Here is a 14,939-nt window from a genome sequence, read left to right as displayed (position 1 = left end):
TTTCTGGCAAAGCATAGCCATTTAAATTCTTTGTTATTTCCGACGTTATCTCACATCTTCGTGGGATAACGTCCTATTACGGAAATGGCATCGAAACAGATGGCTAAACGGTCGCCTTTATATTTACATCCTCAACAACGCGAGACGATTCGCCACCTCTCCCGGAGCTGGCTCTGGCGCAGCGAATTCCCCACCTGGAGCTTGGTGGTTGCGGTCTACGGCGGCTGGTTTGCCACGCTGTTTTACTGGCAAACGCTGGGGCGCCTTCCTGCTACGCTGCTGCTGATCTGGTTTACCGCCTGGTATATGTCCCTGCAGCATGAGTTGATCCACGGTCACCCGACGCGCTACGCGTGGTTTAATCAACTGCTTGGCACGCTGCCGCTGGCCGTGTGGTACCCGTACGGGCTGTACCGCGATTCGCATCTGGCGCACCATAATCATGATCATCTGACCGTGCCGGTGGACGATCCTGAATCCTACTATTTCACCGACGAAAGCTGGGCGAAATTCTCCCCGTGGCGCCGCAAACTGATACACGCGCGCAATACGTTTCCCGGTCGCCTGCTGTTAGCCCCGCTGTTGGATATTGCCCAGACGCTCGCCAGCGCCTGTCGCGCCTTTCGCCATCTGGAACTCAGGAATATGGCGATGTGGCTTGCCCATGGCGCGCTGCTGGTGCCCCTGTTTATCGTGATGGAACAGCTCGGCTTCTCTGCGCTCTGGTTTGTGATCGGCGTGAGTTATCCCGCTCTGGCGCTGACCAAAGTGCGTTCGTTCCTGGAACATCAGGCGGCGGACGACCCGCTGGCAAGGTCTGTTATCAATGAAGCGGCACTGGTGTGGCGGGTGCTGTTTCTCAATCTGAACTATCATGCAGTGCATCACGATCTTCCCGGCGTGCCCTGGTACGGCCTGCGGGCGATCTATCTGCGTGATAAAGCGCAGTATCAGCAGCGCAACCTGCATTTTGTGGTGCGCGGCTACGGGGAATGGCTGCGCCGGTTCTGGGCGAAAGCTGTCGATGTTACCGTCCATCCTGGCGTGAAAAATGATGACTAACACTCTCGCGTTTCCGATGTATGCCGTGAACCCCAGAGACAATGCGCGGCTGTGGCAGGCGGTGGAGGGACTTTTGCAGGCGAGCGGTCTGTCTGTCCGCGACGGGGCCGGAGAGGCGTTGCTCGCGCACTGGTGTAGCCCCGAACTGCTGCTCAGCCAGACCTGCGGTTTTCCGCTGATGACCCAGCTCCCGGAGGTGCAGACGGTGGGCTGTTTTCACTACACCGCGCCCGGCTGCGACGGAATTTTCTACCGCAGTTTTCTTGTTGCACGCGACACGAACAGCGACAAAACGCTGGTCGATTTTCGCGGCCTGCGCGCGGTGTGCAATTCGGTTGACTCTCAGTCGGGCTATAACGCCCTGCGCAACCTGATCGCGCCGTTAGCGGTCGACGGACGGTTTTTCTCTGCAACGCTTCTGAGCGGCAGCCACCGGCAATCGCTGATTACCCTGGCAGAAGGGCGGGCGGATATCGCCGCCATCGACTGCGTGACCTGGGCGCTGTTGCAGCGTCATGAACCCGAATTACTGAAAGGACTCAGCGTGGTGGGTGAAACACCAGCTGCGCCGGGGCTACCGCTGATTACGGCGGGCAGCACGTCAGCAGAAACGCTTTCCCTTCTGCGCGATGCGCTGAAAACCCTGGTGACGGCGCCCGACTATCGCGAGGTGTGCGAGGCGGTACTGATCGGCGGATTCAGTGAGGTTTCGCGCCAGCCCTATTCACTGTTGCTGGACTGGCGCGACGCGGCGGAGAAATCAGGGGTGACGCACCTCTGAGAGGGAATCAGGCTAACAGATAACTCAGCCCGGAAAACGCCACCATCCCGGCGATGACCGTGGCGAACAGGCTGCGGGTGAAAATCCCCGCAACCGCGGCAACGGCTGCCGCCAGCAAAGAAATGCTGATCCCCGACGAAGTCAGCGCCGGTTTGCCTAGCAGCTCGGCGGTGATGATCGCGGCCATGATCGCCGAGGGGATAAAGCTCAGCCACTGTTGCAGGATCGGCGCCAGACGAAAGCGTGAGAGCAGCAGAATCGGCACCGTGCGCATCAGGGCCGTCACGACGGCGCAGGCGACGATCGCCAGTAAAATATTGCGCTCCATTAGTGACCACCTTTATAGAAGAGGCGCAGCCCGAGGGTTGCCAGCGTCGCAGAGACCGATGCGGCGACAATGACCACCACGCTCATGTCCGTGTGGCTGGCGGTCAGCAGCGTGATCACCACCGCCGCCGCGATGCTGAAGGATTCTAGCGCTTTGCGGCGGCTGGCAAACCAGATCATCAGCACCAGCCCGATAAACATCGACACCAGGCTGAAACTCAGCCCTTCCATCAGAGACGGCGGCAGGGCGGAGGCGAGCCAGGCACCCACGACGCAGGCGAGGATCCAGTTTAGCCACGCGGCCATGTTCAGCCCCAGCATCCACGCAAACGGCACTTTGCTCTGATGGCTGCCCTGTTGAACCGCAACGCCAAAGGTTTCGTCCGTCAGCAACAGCCCGCTGACCACTTTTTGCAGGGTGGTGTAATCGCGAAAGAACACGCTCATGGCAGAACTCATCAGCAGATAGCGCAGATTCACCAGGAACACACTCAGCACCACCGAGGCGATTTCCGCGCCCGTGGCCCACAGGGAATAAAAGAGGAACTGGGCGGAACCCGCGTAGAGCGCGCTCGCCAGCAGGGCGGTTTGCAGGGTGGTAAAGCCGGAGAGTGTACCGATGGCTCCCGCAGCAAAACCGATGCTCCAGTAGCCCGGAATGGTGGGCAGACAGGCGGTAATACCCGCGCGAAACTCGGCGTTGGCCTCATTCTCTGGCAACGTTTTGGTTTTTATCAACATCAATAGGTCTCGTTTATAGTGCGCGGATCTCTTTTGATCGCAGCGTTATCCGGACGGGCACGGATTTATAGGACGGTGTTCCGCTGTCTTTGTCAAGATAATCGAGTGGAACCAGTACGTTAGCCTCTGGATAATAAGCACCGACCGTACCAGAGGCAATGCTGTAAGCGACCACGGTGATGTCTTCCAGTTGCTGAACGCTGCCCTGCAACGCGGTGGAAATGTCCACACGATCGCCGTGCTCCAGACCCAACTGCGCCATATCGCCCTCGTTCATAAACAGAATATCGCGGCGGCCAAACACGCCGCGATACCGGTCATCGAGCGCGTAGATGGTGGTGTTGTACTGGTCGTGGCTGCGCAGCGTTACCAGCCGCAGCACGTTGTCACCGACGCCCGGCTGGTTCTCATCGACGCCTTCAAATACTGAGAACATCGCTTTGCCCGTGGACGTCGGCCAGACGCGTTCGGTTGGCGGAAGCGGCATGCGAAAACCACCGGGAATACGGATGCGCTGGTTGTACTGGTCAAAACCGGGGATGGTTTTTTCGATCAGATCGCGGATCAGATCGTAATCCGACACCAGGGTGGTCCAGTCAATGCGGGTGTGAGGCAACGTCGCTTTTGCCAGCCCGGCGACAATCGCCGGCTCTGAGCGCAGCTCAGGCGAGGCAGGTTTGAGCTTGCCGGACGAGGCATGAACCATCGACATCGAATCTTCCACCGTGATGGACTGGCGGCCCGTTTGCTGCATATCCAGCTCTGTTCGCCCAAGGCAGGGGAACAGCCAGGTCTGTTTCGCCGTCAGGAGATGCGTGCGGTTAAGCTTGGTGCCGACATGGACGCTCAGATCGAGGCTGCGCATCGCCGGGAAGGCGCGCGCGTGATCGGGCATGGCGACGGCAAAATTCCCGCCGAGACAGATCATCGCCCTGGCGCTGCCGTTGATCATCGCTTCGGTGGCCTGCACCGCGTCGTGGCCGTGCGCCGCAGGTGGCGTAAAGCCAAACACCTCTTTCATTTTGCCGAGAAACGCCGCCGTCGGTTTTTCGGAGATCCCAACGGTGCGGTTTCCTTGAACGTTCGAGTGGCCGCGCAGGGGGCAAATCCCCGCGCCGGGTTTGCCAATATTGCCGCGCATCAGCAGCAGGTCGGCAATCAGACGCACGTTGGAGGTGCCTTTGTTGTGCTGGGTGATGCCCATGCCGTAAGTGATGATGGTGGCGTTGGATTTGGCATAGGCCTCTGCGACCTGGTGGAGGTCCTGGCGCGACAGGCCCGATTCGCGCTCAATCGACGCCCAGCTTGTCGCCTGGATATCCGCCGCAAAATCATCGAAGCCCTGGGTGTGCGTGGCGATAAAATCGGTATCCAGCGCGTTTTCAAACGCCAGCAGATGTTTTGCGATGCCTTTCAGCGCGGCAGCATCACCGCCCGCTTTCACCTGGAAATAGGTCGAGGCGATATCGGTGGAGCTGTAAGTCGCCATCTCCATCACGCTTTGCGGATCGGCAAACCGCTCCAGCGCGCGCTCACGCATCGGGTTGAGCACGATAATCGGCACCTTGCGGCGGGCCAGCTCGTGCAGCGTCCCCATCATTCGCGGGTGGTTAGTGCCGGGGTTATGGCCGATTGAAATCACAAGCTCAGTGTTATCAAAATCGTCGAGCGACACGGTTCCTTTGCCAATCCCAATGGAGCGCGGCAGACCGACGCTGGTAGCTTCGTGGCACATATTGGAACAATCAGGAAAATTATTGGTGCCCAGTTCGCGGGCAAACAGCTGAAACAGGAACGCCGCTTCGTTGGAGGCGCGACCGGAGGTGTAAAACTCGACCGCATCCGGCGGGAGTTCGCGCAGTATTTCGCCAATGCGTGCAAACGCCTGTTCCCATTCGACCGGGCGGAAGGTGTCGCTCTCCCGGTGATACTCCATCGGGTGCGTCAGACGACCATAGCCTTCGAGTTCGAAATCGCTTTTTGCCAGCAGGGAAGTCACCGTATTTTCGGCGAAAAACGCCGGGGTGACGCGTTTGCTGGTGGCTTCCCAGGTCACGGCTTTGGCGCCGTTTTCGCAGAACTGGAAGGTGGATTTGTGCTCTTTGTCGGGCCATGCGCAGCCGGGGCAGTCAAATCCGTCAGGCTGGTTGGTGCGAAGCAGGGTCGCGGGGGCATCGAGGGTGTCCATCTGCGTGCGAACGGCGATGGCGGTGGCTTTCAGCGCCCCCCATCCCCCGGCAGGACCATCATAGTGCCGGATCCCTGGAACCGAGCGGCGTTTGTTATTCATGTAAGCTCCGACTATGTCGATCGATGGATCAATTCTACACCGTTGGAGTTAACGAAATAACAACAAATAATCATCATTTTTATGATGATTCAAGGCGTGCGGGTGAGAGGGTCGGTATAGCCTGGGCGGCTATACCGAGGGGGGGGTTAGCTGCGAATAAACGCCAGAAGATCCTGGTTAATCAGGTCAGCATGGGTGGTGTGCATCCCATGTGGCAGGCCCGGATAGACCTTGAGGGTGCTGTTGCTGAGAAGCTCGTCCTGAAGCAGGCTCGCATTTTTATACGGCACGACCTGGTCGTCATCGCCCTGCAAAATCAGGGTAGGGACGGTGATAGCCTTCAGATCGTCGGTCTGGTCGGTTTCTGAAAACGCCTTGATACCTTCGTAGTGCGCCTTCGCACTGCCGATCATTCCCTGTCGCCACCAGTTCTGGATGGTGCCCTGTGAGATCTCCGCGCCCTCCCGGTTAAAGCCGTAGAACGGGCCTGTCGCGACATCAAGATAAAATTGTGCGCGGTTGGCGGCCAGCGCCTGGCGGAACCCGTCAAAGACCTCAATCGGCGTGCCGCCCGGGTTCTCCGGCGTTTTGACCATTAACGGCGGTACGGCGCTGATCAACACCGCTTTTGCCACGCGCCCCTGTGGCTGACCATATTTTGCGACATAGCGCGCAACCTGCCCGCCGCCCGTCGAGTGCCCGATATGCACCACATTTTTCAGATCCAGATGTTCCACAACGGCGGAGACATCGGCGGCGTAGTGATCCATATCGTGCCCGTCGCTGACCTGGCTTGAACGCCCGTGGCCCCGGCGGTCGGACGCCAGTACGCGATAGCCTTGCGCCAAAAAGAACAACAGCTGGTTATCCCAGTCGTCAGCGCTCAGCGGCCAGCCGTGGTGGAAGAAGACAGGCTGCGCCTCTTTTGGTCCCCAGTCTTTATAGAAGATCTCAACGTTATCTTTGGTGGTGACAAATGACATGATTGAACCTCTCGGGTGGAGTGAAAGGAGATGGATAATTCAGGTTGATGTGCAAGCAGGTGGCAAATAACAACATCCAAGTCTAGTTGAGAATGTCACCGCGTGCCGGAATTCTGCGGCTGGCTTGATGGCTTCGCTTGTGAAAATGTTCTTCAAATTTAGTCCGTTATCTTTGCTTAGTTAAAATCCAGCAACCTTAACCTGATGAATTTATAACGGTAATTCACCTGCGCATGCTAAAGGTGGTAGCGCCGATCAGACTAAACAGAGAGTGCTCAATGAAAACCTCAATCGCGAGCGTGGTGGCAGACCTGCCGGATGTCTGGCGTTCGCGCGTGCTTGGCACCGTCGGGAACGCCAATATAAAAGTGCTAAAGATGGGCGGGGAGGGACTTCCAACCGAGGCGCATGATGATTTCGACGAACTGCTGCTGGTGCTGGACGGTGAGCTGCCGCTGGTGGTGGACGAACGGCACTTTACGCTGAAAGCCGGGGAGTTCTTTTTTGTGCCAAAGGGGGCGAAGCATTCCGTGCCGGAAGGGAGTTTTGGGGTACTGGTGGTAGTGGACGTGGGGCGGCAGTAAAAGCCCGCCCCGAGCGTTAACGTCAACCCGGCCCTTCACTTCCCGCCGCCAGCAGCGGAACCACAACGCGGCTGATAGGGACAGGAATACCATGCTTATCGCCATAACGCTGGATCACGCCGTTGCGAATATCCCACTCCAGCGGACGATTGGCCTGACGGTCGGCGAGAATTGACGTGCCTAAATCCGCCGGGGCACGATGAAAACCCTCAACGATCTCTTGCGGAACGTTATCGCCGAGCGATGCGCCTTCTGCCCGCGCCACGGCCAGGCATTCGCGCAGGTACGCCAGTGCTAGCTCCGTGATATCTTGCCGCGAGAACATCCCTGCACGGCGGTTCGCCAGCACCATCAGGCCCGCGACGGCATTCTGCAACAGCTTACGCCAGGCGATGGAGACAAAATCCGCTGACAATTCAACCGCGCAGCGCGTCTCACTCAGCGCATCGCTGATCCGTGTTGCCTGCGGGATAGCGGGGAGGGTCAGGCGCGGTTTAGCGCGGAGCCACACGGAGGCGTCCGGCTCGCGCTGAGCCGGGAACCAGACCACCGACGGGACGACCACGGCACCGTTAACGTAAGGTTCGAGCTGCGCTTTTTGCTCAACGCCATTCTGCAACGCACAGACGACGGTGTTTTCATCGCACAGCGCAGCCAGCCACCCGGCGCTGTCAGCGACCTGGGTGGTTTTCACGGCCACAAACACAAGCGCGACCGGGCGGCTGACGCGCGAAGGATCGGTGATGACCGGGCCGGGTACGATGATTTCGCCTTCATCGTGGCGCAACACTAACTGTGGATGAGGGGTGCGTCCGCAAAGAAGGGGCGTTCGGCCCACGTCATGCAGTGCCGCAGCAATGGTGGTACCGATAGCACCTGGGCCAATAAGCGCTACTGAGGGATGTTCAGACATTCTTTGTCCTCCTGAATGGGGCAAGCAGACCTGATTTATCATAATACTCCGCCGGCCCATCGCGTCTAACAGGAAAAAATGATGCCGATTCACATCATTTTGGCGGACGCATGGCGGTCAGGCGTAACGATAAGCCCATCCCTTAAACTCTCATCACGCAGGCCGCGATATAAAGCCCGACGCCGTAAGCCAGATGCGTGAGCACACTGAGCAGACGTGCCAGCCACGGGCGAGGGGTACGTGACGCAGCAATGCCAAAACCCAGCGCAGGCTGCAGAATCAAAAAGGGGGCAAATAACGTTAACAGACCGGCGAGCAGTCCTGTCGAGAGGGAGGGGGTAGTGAACCATTCTGCTCCGTACAGCATCAGCGGCACGACAGCAAAAAGTATCCCGGTGAGATAGTGAAACACCCAGCCCGTCAACAGCTCCCCGCGTAGTGGCGGCGCTGAGACGATCGTGTGATGGCAAAGCGTCCCGCCCGGCAAACCCAAAATCCAGCGGCCTACCAGGGCATAGTTCAGTGGCGGAACCTTAAGAGTGCGTTTCTGAAAGCAGGACCATAGATCCATCACCCCTGTTGCGCCCATCCCCGTTATGACTGTTTTAAGCACCAACATCATATCCATAGTCTTCTCCTTGCTGATGAAATGCTAAGCTGGCAGACAGTGTGCAAGTTAAAGTCAGGTTTAAGTCAACGATGAAAGAACTGGATATCAGAGAAATCGCCGACCTTTCGGGCATTAGCCCCTCGGCGCTGCGCTATTACGAGAAGCGAGGATTGATCCAGCCGGTGGGTCGCAACGGTCTGAGAAGGCAGTATCATGAGAATGTGCTTAATAAGCTGCAGCTGATCACGCTGGGGCAGGCGGCAGGATTTTCTCTGGATGACATTGCAGCGATGTTTGGTGCGAAAGGGACGATCGCAATAGACCGCGAGCAGCTTCATCAGCAATCACTGAAGATTGACAACACCATTCGCAGATTGCAGCTTTTAAGCCGCGGGCTGAAGCATGCCGCACGCTGTACACAACCAGAGCATACCGAGTGCGAGGAGTTCCAAAAAATTGTCTCAAGAGGGCTTCGGCTCGCCCGGTCTGGCAGCCGTTAACTCACTAAATGAGAGGGAAATAATCATGACGACACTAGATGAACTGCAGGTGAAGTATCCGGGAGCAAATGCCTGGCAAATGGGTGACAGCCCTGAGCTGGCGAACGAGCTTGCTTACCTGATTAAAAAAGGGATCAAAACGGCCTCATGTGGCTCTTTCTCCTCGTATCAACAGGAGGAAAATGCGCCCCGAATCGGCAGCTATCACATCGTTCTTGATGGTCAGAATGCACCGGTGTGCGTGATCAGATTGATTTCACTGCGCCTGGTGCGTTTTTGCGATGTGACCGATGAGTTTGCCAGAAAAGAGGGGGAGGGCGATTTGAGCCTTGAGTACTGGCGGAAAGAACATCAGCGCTTTTTCGCCCGCGAAGGGGACTTCTCTGAAGAGATGGAGCTGATCGCAGAGGAGTTTGAGGTCGTTGAGGTTATTTAAGGCGGATTGTGGTTTCCCTGAAAGTCTTACACATCGCTGCACGCCGCGCCGGGTTGAAACCTGTCGCGAGTTCTTCAGCAATCAGGCTTACCAGATGCGGCGGTCGTGCGAGACCTTCTACAATTTCGAAACCTAATGTGGCGTAAAATCGGGCATTAAAAGCGGCCATTTTGTCTGTGGTCAGCGTGGCTCCCGTCAGACCACGCTGCTGACCAATATTGAGAATAGCCTGCATAAGCCGTCTGCCGATACCGTGGCGCTGCCAGGCCGGATGTACATCCATTTCAGCAATGTGCAGCCAGGACTCTTCAACGTTAGCTGCGACAAAACCTACCGGAACAGAATCAGACGTATAGGCCGTAAGCAGCAGACCGTTACGCCAGAAATCGCTCAATTCCTCCAGGCAACATGCGCCCGCCTCGTCTGTTACCGCACCCGCATTACGCAAGGTTTCAAAAGCCGCCAGCTCAATAGCGCGTAGCCTGTCAAAGTCTTCAGGGTGTGCGTGACGGATAGTGAAATCCATGACAAGGTTCTCCATGCGTGAGGTCATTATTTTTACGGTCTTTGATTCGCAATGCACTGGGAATAACGGGGCATTTTTCTGTCCAGAATGGAGCATATCATGATGTTAGCCAGGCTTGCTTCTGGTATGACGCGGACAGGTTAAAGAGCGGGTTGATCCGCTTTGAGCGAGGAACGGACATCGCATCCTCGATAAAGCCAGGGAGCAGCGTTGTCCCATTACCCGTTTCGGCATGATGATTATTCAGGCAGGGTACTTTATGCTGGTTAAACTCCCTTTATAGGATATAACCATGATAACCGTAGAGAAATCAGATCCATTTTCTTCAGAATCTCATCGCTTAACCGAAATGCTGTCCGCTGAACTTGCCGCTATTACTGGCGATAATGGCAAAACCAACTTCACCGTTGAAGCAATGAATGATGACAAAGCATTATGGGTATTGGCAAAGAATGCACATGGGGATGCGATAGGATGCGGCGCAATCCGGCCATTAACTCAAAATACAGCCGAAATTAAAAGAATGTTTTCAGACCAAAGCTTGCCAGGCGTGGGTAGTGCTTTACTTACTTTTCTGGAAACCTCCGCAAAACAAATGGGATATCGCGAGTTGAAACTGGAAACCCGGCATATCAACCGTCGGGCCGTCAATTTTTACGAGAAAAATGGATATGTCCGTATTGAGAATTATGGCCCATATATAGGTAGAGAAGAAGCTGTCTGTTTCGCAAAGGCATTGTGATGATTGTATTTGTCGGCCCTGACTTCCGCTCCTGGCACTAACCTGCCGATAGATTGATCTCACTTGGCTAAGAGCGAGAAGCGGGCGTTAACAGCCTAAGGAGAATATGAGTTTGGGCTAAGAATTTGCAGAGGTGATGCTTAAAGCGTTCTCAAAAGCTGGGCCGGATTACCAGCATACACACCCTTTACCAGCACTGGCTTTGTAACAACGCTACCTGCACCAATCACCGCACCACTGCAAATTTCCGTTGTTAAAATTGTTGCTCCGCTACCCACTATTACTGCGTTGCCTAATACAATATGTATCCAAGTTTCTGCAGAAGCATCAGGACTTCCACACTTGAAAAGATCGTTAGCAAAGGTTACGCCATGGCCTATAAAGCAGTCTTTGCCTAAGGTAACGTTCTCACAGATGAAAGTGTGTGACTGCACTTTAGTTCTGTCGCCTATGACACATCCCTTTTGTATCTCAACAAATGGCCCTACAAAAACATCATCGCCTAGGTCACATTCATAGAGGTTTACAGGCATGACAACTTTTACATTTTTACCTTGTTCAACGTCACGAATCCCGCTTTCAATAATCTTCATATCAACTGAGTCCTTACACGAGATAATTCGGCTCAGAATAGCTTAAAAAGTTTATCTTTACTAAGTAGCTAAACTAACCAGCCCCCAATGATTCGTTCACTGTGATGATTGTAATGTCCGCTCCTGGCACTGAGCGGCTGATTTTACTTTTCCCAACGATTACGCCCCTGTTGTTTTGCCCGATAAAGGGCTTCATCTGCTCTGGCAATAATGCCAGCAGTACTGTCACCGCTTTTGGAAAGGGTAATGCCCATGCTGACTGTCACCATTTCACTAACCTCCGAAGTTGCGTGTGGCAGTGAAGTTTCGTGCAGGTTCGTCTGAATACGTTCAGCAACCTGCGCAGCTTCATTCAGGGAGGATGCAGGCAGCACAATGACAAACTCTTCGCCGCCGTAACGTGCCACCAAATCTGCTGGAGTACGTACCGACCTCTTCATCAGATCGGCTACTTTTGCCAGGCATTCATCTCCAGCCTGGTGACCATAGTGGTCGTTATAGCGTTTGAAATAGTCCACATCGAGCATGAGCAGCGAAAATGGCTCGGCCTGTAGGAGAGCATCATCAAGAAAGTTTTCCATTGACCGCCGATTAGCCGTCCCGGTCAGCGCATCTTGGTGAGCCATAACATCTAGCCGTGCAATAAGCATCCGGTTCTCCTGATAACGTAACCAGGCTTCATCAAACCAGCGTTGTAGTATAAAGCGACCATAAATGAGAATGGCGGTAAGAGTAAGCCAGACCAATAAAAACCGTACGTTAACACCCTGATTAATCTGCACGCTAGCCAGTAGGGCAGTCAGCCATAATGGGGTGATGAAAAGTAACAGGGCCGTTGGATGATAATAAAGCGCTGCCAGCGCGGTGAGCACTAGGATGACACTGAGGGGCCAGGCAAAAGGCAGTTGCCACGAGACGATAAAGTTGTAGCTACAGTAGCTCCACATCAGGCTGATAGTTACTAGCATCGCCATACAAAGAGGTGTAAATCTGGCAGGGAGGCGATAGATGAAAAGTACTAACAGAAGCGACAAACCAATAATGCCACTCGTAATTTCGTCTATAAACGGCAATATTTCAGTGTGTGCGCCGATCGAGCGATCAAAATTACTGATGAGAATATTGCGAAACAAAATGATCAGCGCAAAACTGACATTCACAAATGTGAACCACGGGATACTCACTGATAGCGCCTGACTGACCATATCACTATGGTTCTGCCACATTCTTACACTATTGAAAGTACGGCGCTTATTGTTCGAATGCTGCTCCATTACTGATTGCCTTACAAATGAATAATTACTATCCAGTGTAATATAGGTATCTATTTCATTGCATGAGTTTCAGGCAGAACAATCAGACCAGGTAAGTATTATTTTCCGATTACCTTTCATGTTAACGCATTGCTTCAAGCAAACATTCAAAAGTTACGACAGTAAAATGCTATCCCCCTCTTACCATCACTGCTCCCATCGAAAAGATAACATGTCAGGGTTAACAACGTCTGCTTGTGGCACTAAGCGGACTTTCATATTTCAAACCCATGGATCCCTGAACACCATCAGAATGGCTGCACTACCCGCGACACCTGACAAGGGCAGGGTGTTTCAAAGCAGCCGATAAAGCCGAAGTTGTTCCGCTACGTAACCAGCACACTAATGAAAAGCACCGAGGTACAAAGGTTAGTGTGATGTTGACGTAAAAAGGCACCCCCAGCAAACAGGCAGCCACCCAATAACAAGCTTATATCGTACTGCAACGGAAGTACGATATAAGAATGTAATCAGTCGCTTACAGGCATGCCGCATTTCGCGGTGTGGTTTACAGCGCCTTTTTCAGGGCTGATATCAGGAAACTGACCGGTTCATCGGGCGGAACATCCCGGCGCAGGATGATATGTAATGGCGTGACGCGGTGCGAGCCGTGGCTGAGGGGCAATGGTTGCAGTATGCCTGCTGCCAGTTGCTGGTGGATATAGGCCTGCGGCAGCCAGCCGTAACCAAGACCGGCCACGACAGCGCCTGCCGCCGCATCCAGAGTGGAGAAATCCCAGTTTTGGCTATCCCCTGTGGCCGCTTTCCCGCTATCTGCTATTTGTATCCGTGGCCAGTTGCTGAGCAGTGCTTCGGTCAATGTGCCGGATACCGACAGCAGCGGATGATCGCGATGTGCCACGGCAATAAAATCCACGTTCATTAGCCACTCTCCCCGGCCAGTAATATTTTGCCGGTCGGTCACAATCATCACATCAGCATCGTCCACAGCGGACATGGTGGGGAACATGCTCTCGGTGACTTCCGTTAGCTTCACCCGAATAGTCGGCCAGCGCTGCTGGAATTGTTGCAGGGCAGAGAACAGACGCTCCCGAGGATAGATAACGTCCACCACCAAATTAAGCTGCGATCGCATTCCCTCCTGCAGAGTTGCGGCCTGAGCCTCCACATAACTAAATGTTTTCAGCAGCGGGCGTACCTGGCCCAACAGCGTGGCCCCGGTTGGGGTTAATACCGTACGACGCCCCTCTGGAACCAGCAGCGTCACGCCCAGTTGCGTCTGGAGCTGCGCGAGATTATAGCTAATAGAAGACTGGCTGCGGTGTAGCGTATCGGCGGCGCGGGCAAAGCTGCCAGTAGTGAACACACAGTCCAGGATTGCCCATTGTTCCAGCGTTGTTTTATTCATAATGATTCATTTATTCGATTAATATCATCATAAAATAGCGCTATTCATCAAAATATTAAAGCATTAGACTTGTTTTATCGAACAGAGGAGACCTGAAATGAGCAACTTTGATAAACATGATTTAAGCGGTTTTGTCGGTAAACATCTGGTGTACACCTACGATAACGGCTGGAACTACGAAATTTATGTCAAAAATGAACAAACCCTGGACTACCGTATTCACAGCGGCCTGGTGGGGAATCGTTGGGTCAAAGATCAGCAGGCTTATATCGTCCGCGTGGGTGAGAGTATTTATAAAATCTCCTGGACGGAGCCAACCGGCACGGATGTAAGCTTAATTGTTAACCTGGGGGATAAACTCTTCCATGGCACTATTTTCTTCCCACGTTGGGTGATGAATAACCCCGAAAAAACCGTGTGTTTCCAGAATGACCATATTCCGCTGATGAATCAGTACCGCGATGCCGGTCCGGCTTATCCGACGGAGGTTATTGATGAATTTGCCACTATCACCTTTATTCGTGACTGCGGTGCCAATAATGACGATGTGATTGCCTGCGCGGCGAGTGAATTGCCGGACAATTTTCCAGATAATCTGCGTTAAATAACACCCCGCTAAATTTAAAAGAAACCGGTCACGACGACGGTTTCTTTTTTTTGCTACTCATCCGGGACGTTTATTCGTTAACGGTTGCCTGATGACGCGTTTCTTTAGCCGGTGCAGCTTTGCTTCTGTTGCTGGAGTAGATGAAGAACAGCGCGATACCCAGACAGAGGATGGCACCCAGACGATTCATCGAGAAGGGGATCGCCCCGTTGCCAAGCCAGCCAAAGTTATCAATCAGCATGCTCATTGTCAGCTGACCGAAAATCACCGCAACCGTTGCAACGGCTGTGCCGATACGTTGAACGGCAAAGACCATAATGACGATGTAAGGCACACCAAACATCGCACCTAACAGTTGCCACTTCGGTACATCCAATAGGCTGGTAGCATGTTTAGGCTCAAAGAAGAAAATCAGCAGGGCAGTAATAAGCGCGCCGACGGAGAATGTCAGGAATGCACTTTTGAATACACCCACTTTGCTACCCAGTTGGCCATTTATCGCAGCCTGAATGCTGAGCATTGCACCACCAATAACCGCCAACACAATCATCATAAATGTCAT

General features: G+C 54.1%; 18 protein-coding genes. 7 read left to right on the top strand and 11 right to left on the bottom strand.

The genetic code is table 11. The features are described 5' to 3' along the window. Window positions 1-99: 99 nt before the first annotated feature. Together C0560_RS12010 and C0560_RS12005 are read left to right on the top strand one after the other, a co-directional pair. Window positions 100-1,062: a fatty acid desaturase gene (locus tag C0560_RS12010; RefSeq protein ID WP_248860281.1), complete on the top strand. Its 963-nt coding sequence runs from the start codon at window positions 100-102 to the stop codon at window positions 1,060-1,062. Next, window positions 1,055-1,843, top strand: coding sequence for a phosphate/phosphite/phosphonate ABC transporter substrate-binding protein (locus tag C0560_RS12005; protein WP_248860280.1), 789 nt, complete (start codon window positions 1,055-1,057; stop codon window positions 1,841-1,843). The genes C0560_RS12010 and C0560_RS12005 overlap by 8 nt, the downstream gene beginning before the upstream one ends. A gap of 7 nt (window positions 1,844-1,850) precedes the next feature. Here C0560_RS12005 and C0560_RS12000 read toward each other — a convergent pair whose 3' ends face one another. The 4 genes from C0560_RS12000 to C0560_RS11985 all read right to left on the bottom strand — a co-directional run bounded on the left by C0560_RS12000 (window position 1,851) and on the right by C0560_RS11985 (window position 6,184). Next, window positions 1,851-2,171, bottom strand: coding sequence for an AzlD domain-containing protein (locus C0560_RS12000; protein WP_100779875.1), 321 nt, complete (start codon window positions 2,169-2,171; stop codon window positions 1,851-1,853). After that, on the bottom strand, window positions 2,171-2,911 hold the full coding sequence (locus C0560_RS11995; RefSeq protein ID WP_248858605.1) for an AzlC family ABC transporter permease: 741 nt from the start codon (window positions 2,909-2,911) through the stop codon (window positions 2,171-2,173). Before C0560_RS11995 ends, C0560_RS12000 begins: the two co-directional genes overlap by 1 nt. A gap of 13 nt (window positions 2,912-2,924) precedes the next feature. Further along, window positions 2,925-5,201 (bottom strand): FdhF/YdeP family oxidoreductase, encoded by a 2,277-nt coding sequence (locus C0560_RS11990; RefSeq protein ID WP_248858603.1) that lies wholly within the window; start codon window positions 5,199-5,201, stop codon window positions 2,925-2,927. Window positions 5,202-5,347: 146 nt separating this feature from the next. Continuing rightward, the gene (locus tag C0560_RS11985) at window positions 5,348-6,184 is read right to left on the bottom strand and encodes an alpha/beta fold hydrolase (RefSeq protein ID WP_102103926.1); all 837 of its coding nucleotides are present in this window, start codon (window positions 6,182-6,184) and stop codon (window positions 5,348-5,350) included. Between the two features lie 278 nt (window positions 6,185-6,462). Between C0560_RS11985 and C0560_RS11980 the strand changes: the two genes are divergently transcribed. Further along, on the top strand, window positions 6,463-6,768 hold the full coding sequence (locus tag C0560_RS11980) for a cupin domain-containing protein (RefSeq protein WP_123427668.1): 306 nt from the start codon (window positions 6,463-6,465) through the stop codon (window positions 6,766-6,768). A gap of 22 nt (window positions 6,769-6,790) precedes the next feature. Here C0560_RS11980 and C0560_RS11975 read toward each other — a convergent pair whose 3' ends face one another. Together C0560_RS11975 and C0560_RS11970 are read right to left on the bottom strand one after the other, a co-directional pair. Then, on the bottom strand, window positions 6,791-7,681 hold the full coding sequence (locus C0560_RS11975; protein WP_248858602.1) for an oxidoreductase: 891 nt from the start codon (window positions 7,679-7,681) through the stop codon (window positions 6,791-6,793). A gap of 142 nt (window positions 7,682-7,823) precedes the next feature. Next, a complete protein-coding gene (locus C0560_RS11970) occupies window positions 7,824-8,309 on the bottom strand; it encodes a DUF2938 domain-containing protein (protein WP_248858601.1) in 486 nt (161 codons plus the stop codon). Window positions 8,310-8,380: 71 nt separating this feature from the next. Between C0560_RS11970 and C0560_RS11965 the strand changes: the two genes are divergently transcribed. Both C0560_RS11965 and C0560_RS11960 read left to right on the top strand, forming a co-directional pair. After that, a complete protein-coding gene (locus tag C0560_RS11965; RefSeq protein WP_181826471.1) occupies window positions 8,381-8,791 on the top strand; it encodes a MerR family transcriptional regulator in 411 nt (136 codons plus the stop codon). A 25-nt stretch (window positions 8,792-8,816) separates the two neighbouring features. After that, window positions 8,817-9,227 carry an ASCH domain-containing protein gene (locus tag C0560_RS11960; RefSeq protein WP_248858600.1) on the top strand — a complete coding sequence of 137 codons (411 nt, stop codon included), beginning with the start codon at window positions 8,817-8,819 and terminating at the stop codon, window positions 9,225-9,227. Here the strand turns inward: C0560_RS11960 and C0560_RS11955 are convergent. After that, the gene (locus tag C0560_RS11955; RefSeq protein WP_248858599.1) at window positions 9,220-9,753 is read right to left on the bottom strand and encodes a GNAT family N-acetyltransferase; all 534 of its coding nucleotides are present in this window, start codon (window positions 9,751-9,753) and stop codon (window positions 9,220-9,222) included. The genes C0560_RS11960 and C0560_RS11955 overlap by 8 nt on opposite strands. A 292-nt stretch (window positions 9,754-10,045) precedes the next feature. On the opposite strand from C0560_RS11955, the gene C0560_RS11950 reads away from it, so the two are divergent. Then, window positions 10,046-10,495 (top strand): GNAT family N-acetyltransferase, encoded by a 450-nt coding sequence (locus tag C0560_RS11950; RefSeq protein WP_123427679.1) that lies wholly within the window; start codon window positions 10,046-10,048, stop codon window positions 10,493-10,495. Window positions 10,496-10,635: 140 nt separating this feature from the next. Here the strand turns inward: C0560_RS11950 and C0560_RS11945 are convergent, their stop codons facing one another. From C0560_RS11945 to C0560_RS11935, 3 genes are all read right to left on the bottom strand, one after another. After that, complete coding sequence (locus C0560_RS11945; RefSeq protein WP_103946465.1) at window positions 10,636-11,088, bottom strand: acyltransferase; 453 nt, start codon at window positions 11,086-11,088, stop codon at window positions 10,636-10,638. Between the two features lie 143 nt (window positions 11,089-11,231). After that, window positions 11,232-12,293, bottom strand: coding sequence for a membrane-associated sensor domain-containing protein (locus C0560_RS11940; RefSeq protein WP_370446870.1), 1,062 nt, complete (start codon window positions 12,291-12,293; stop codon window positions 11,232-11,234). 616 nt (window positions 12,294-12,909) lie between these two features. Further along, window positions 12,910-13,770, bottom strand: a complete 861-nt coding sequence (locus tag C0560_RS11935; RefSeq protein ID WP_248858598.1) for a LysR family transcriptional regulator — start codon at window positions 13,768-13,770, stop codon at window positions 12,910-12,912. Window positions 13,771-13,867: 97 nt separating this feature from the next. On the opposite strand from C0560_RS11935, the gene C0560_RS11930 reads away from it, so the two are divergent. Then, entirely contained in the window at window positions 13,868-14,374 is a 507-nt protein-coding gene (locus C0560_RS11930) for a phenolic acid decarboxylase (RefSeq protein ID WP_102103914.1), read from the top strand. A gap of 73 nt (window positions 14,375-14,447) precedes the next feature. On the opposite strand, the gene C0560_RS11925 is transcribed toward C0560_RS11930, so the two are convergent. Further along, window positions 14,448-14,939 carry a DMT family transporter gene (locus C0560_RS11925; RefSeq protein ID WP_100779897.1) on the bottom strand — a complete coding sequence of 164 codons (492 nt, stop codon included), beginning with the start codon at window positions 14,937-14,939 and terminating at the stop codon, window positions 14,448-14,450.

Origin of the sequence: Lelliottia sp. AC1, assembly GCF_023278595.1 — a bacterium.
In the GTDB taxonomy this organism is placed as follows: Bacteria; Pseudomonadota; Gammaproteobacteria; order Enterobacterales; family Enterobacteriaceae; genus Enterobacter; species Enterobacter nimipressuralis.
Note: the sequence above shows the minus strand (reverse complement) of the source record. Positions and strands in the feature narration are given on the sequence as shown.

What these genes read in the sequence shown, in the direction of transcription:
- C0560_RS11965 (WP_181826471.1), top strand. Translation starts at nt 8,381, where the DNA reads ATGAAAGAACTGGATATCAGAGAAATCGCCGACCTTTCGGGCATTAGC.
- C0560_RS11935 (WP_248858598.1), bottom strand. Translation starts at nt 13,770, where the DNA reads ATGAATAAAACAACGCTGGAACAATGGGCAATCCTGGACTGTGTGTTC.
- C0560_RS11945 (WP_103946465.1), bottom strand. Translation starts at nt 11,088, where the DNA reads ATGAAGATTATTGAAAGCGGGATTCGTGACGTTGAACAAGGTAAAAAT.
- C0560_RS11950 (WP_123427679.1), top strand. Translation starts at nt 10,046, where the DNA reads ATGATAACCGTAGAGAAATCAGATCCATTTTCTTCAGAATCTCATCGC.
- C0560_RS11980 (WP_123427668.1), top strand. Translation starts at nt 6,463, where the DNA reads ATGAAAACCTCAATCGCGAGCGTGGTGGCAGACCTGCCGGATGTCTGG.
- C0560_RS11925 (WP_100779897.1), bottom strand. Translation starts at nt 14,939, where the DNA reads ATGACATTTATGATGATTGTGTTGGCGGTTATTGGTGGTGCAATGCTC.
- C0560_RS11960 (WP_248858600.1), top strand. Translation starts at nt 8,817, where the DNA reads ATGACGACACTAGATGAACTGCAGGTGAAGTATCCGGGAGCAAATGCC.
- C0560_RS11940 (WP_370446870.1), bottom strand. Translation starts at nt 12,293, where the DNA reads ATGGTCAGTCAGGCGCTATCAGTGAGTATCCCGTGGTTCACATTTGTG.
- C0560_RS12005 (WP_248860280.1), top strand. Translation starts at nt 1,055, where the DNA reads ATGACTAACACTCTCGCGTTTCCGATGTATGCCGTGAACCCCAGAGAC.
- C0560_RS11955 (WP_248858599.1), bottom strand. Translation starts at nt 9,753, where the DNA reads ATGGATTTCACTATCCGTCACGCACACCCTGAAGACTTTGACAGGCTA.
- C0560_RS11995 (WP_248858605.1), bottom strand. Translation starts at nt 2,911, where the DNA reads ATGTTGATAAAAACCAAAACGTTGCCAGAGAATGAGGCCAACGCCGAG.
- C0560_RS11990 (WP_248858603.1), bottom strand. Translation starts at nt 5,201, where the DNA reads ATGAATAACAAACGCCGCTCGGTTCCAGGGATCCGGCACTATGATGGT.
- C0560_RS11970 (WP_248858601.1), bottom strand. Translation starts at nt 8,309, where the DNA reads ATGGATATGATGTTGGTGCTTAAAACAGTCATAACGGGGATGGGCGCA.
- C0560_RS11985 (WP_102103926.1), bottom strand. Translation starts at nt 6,184, where the DNA reads ATGTCATTTGTCACCACCAAAGATAACGTTGAGATCTTCTATAAAGAC.
- C0560_RS11930 (WP_102103914.1), top strand. Translation starts at nt 13,868, where the DNA reads ATGAGCAACTTTGATAAACATGATTTAAGCGGTTTTGTCGGTAAACAT.
- C0560_RS12010 (WP_248860281.1), top strand. Translation starts at nt 100, where the DNA reads ATGGCTAAACGGTCGCCTTTATATTTACATCCTCAACAACGCGAGACG.
- C0560_RS12000 (WP_100779875.1), bottom strand. Translation starts at nt 2,171, where the DNA reads ATGGAGCGCAATATTTTACTGGCGATCGTCGCCTGCGCCGTCGTGACG.
- C0560_RS11975 (WP_248858602.1), bottom strand. Translation starts at nt 7,681, where the DNA reads ATGTCTGAACATCCCTCAGTAGCGCTTATTGGCCCAGGTGCTATCGGT.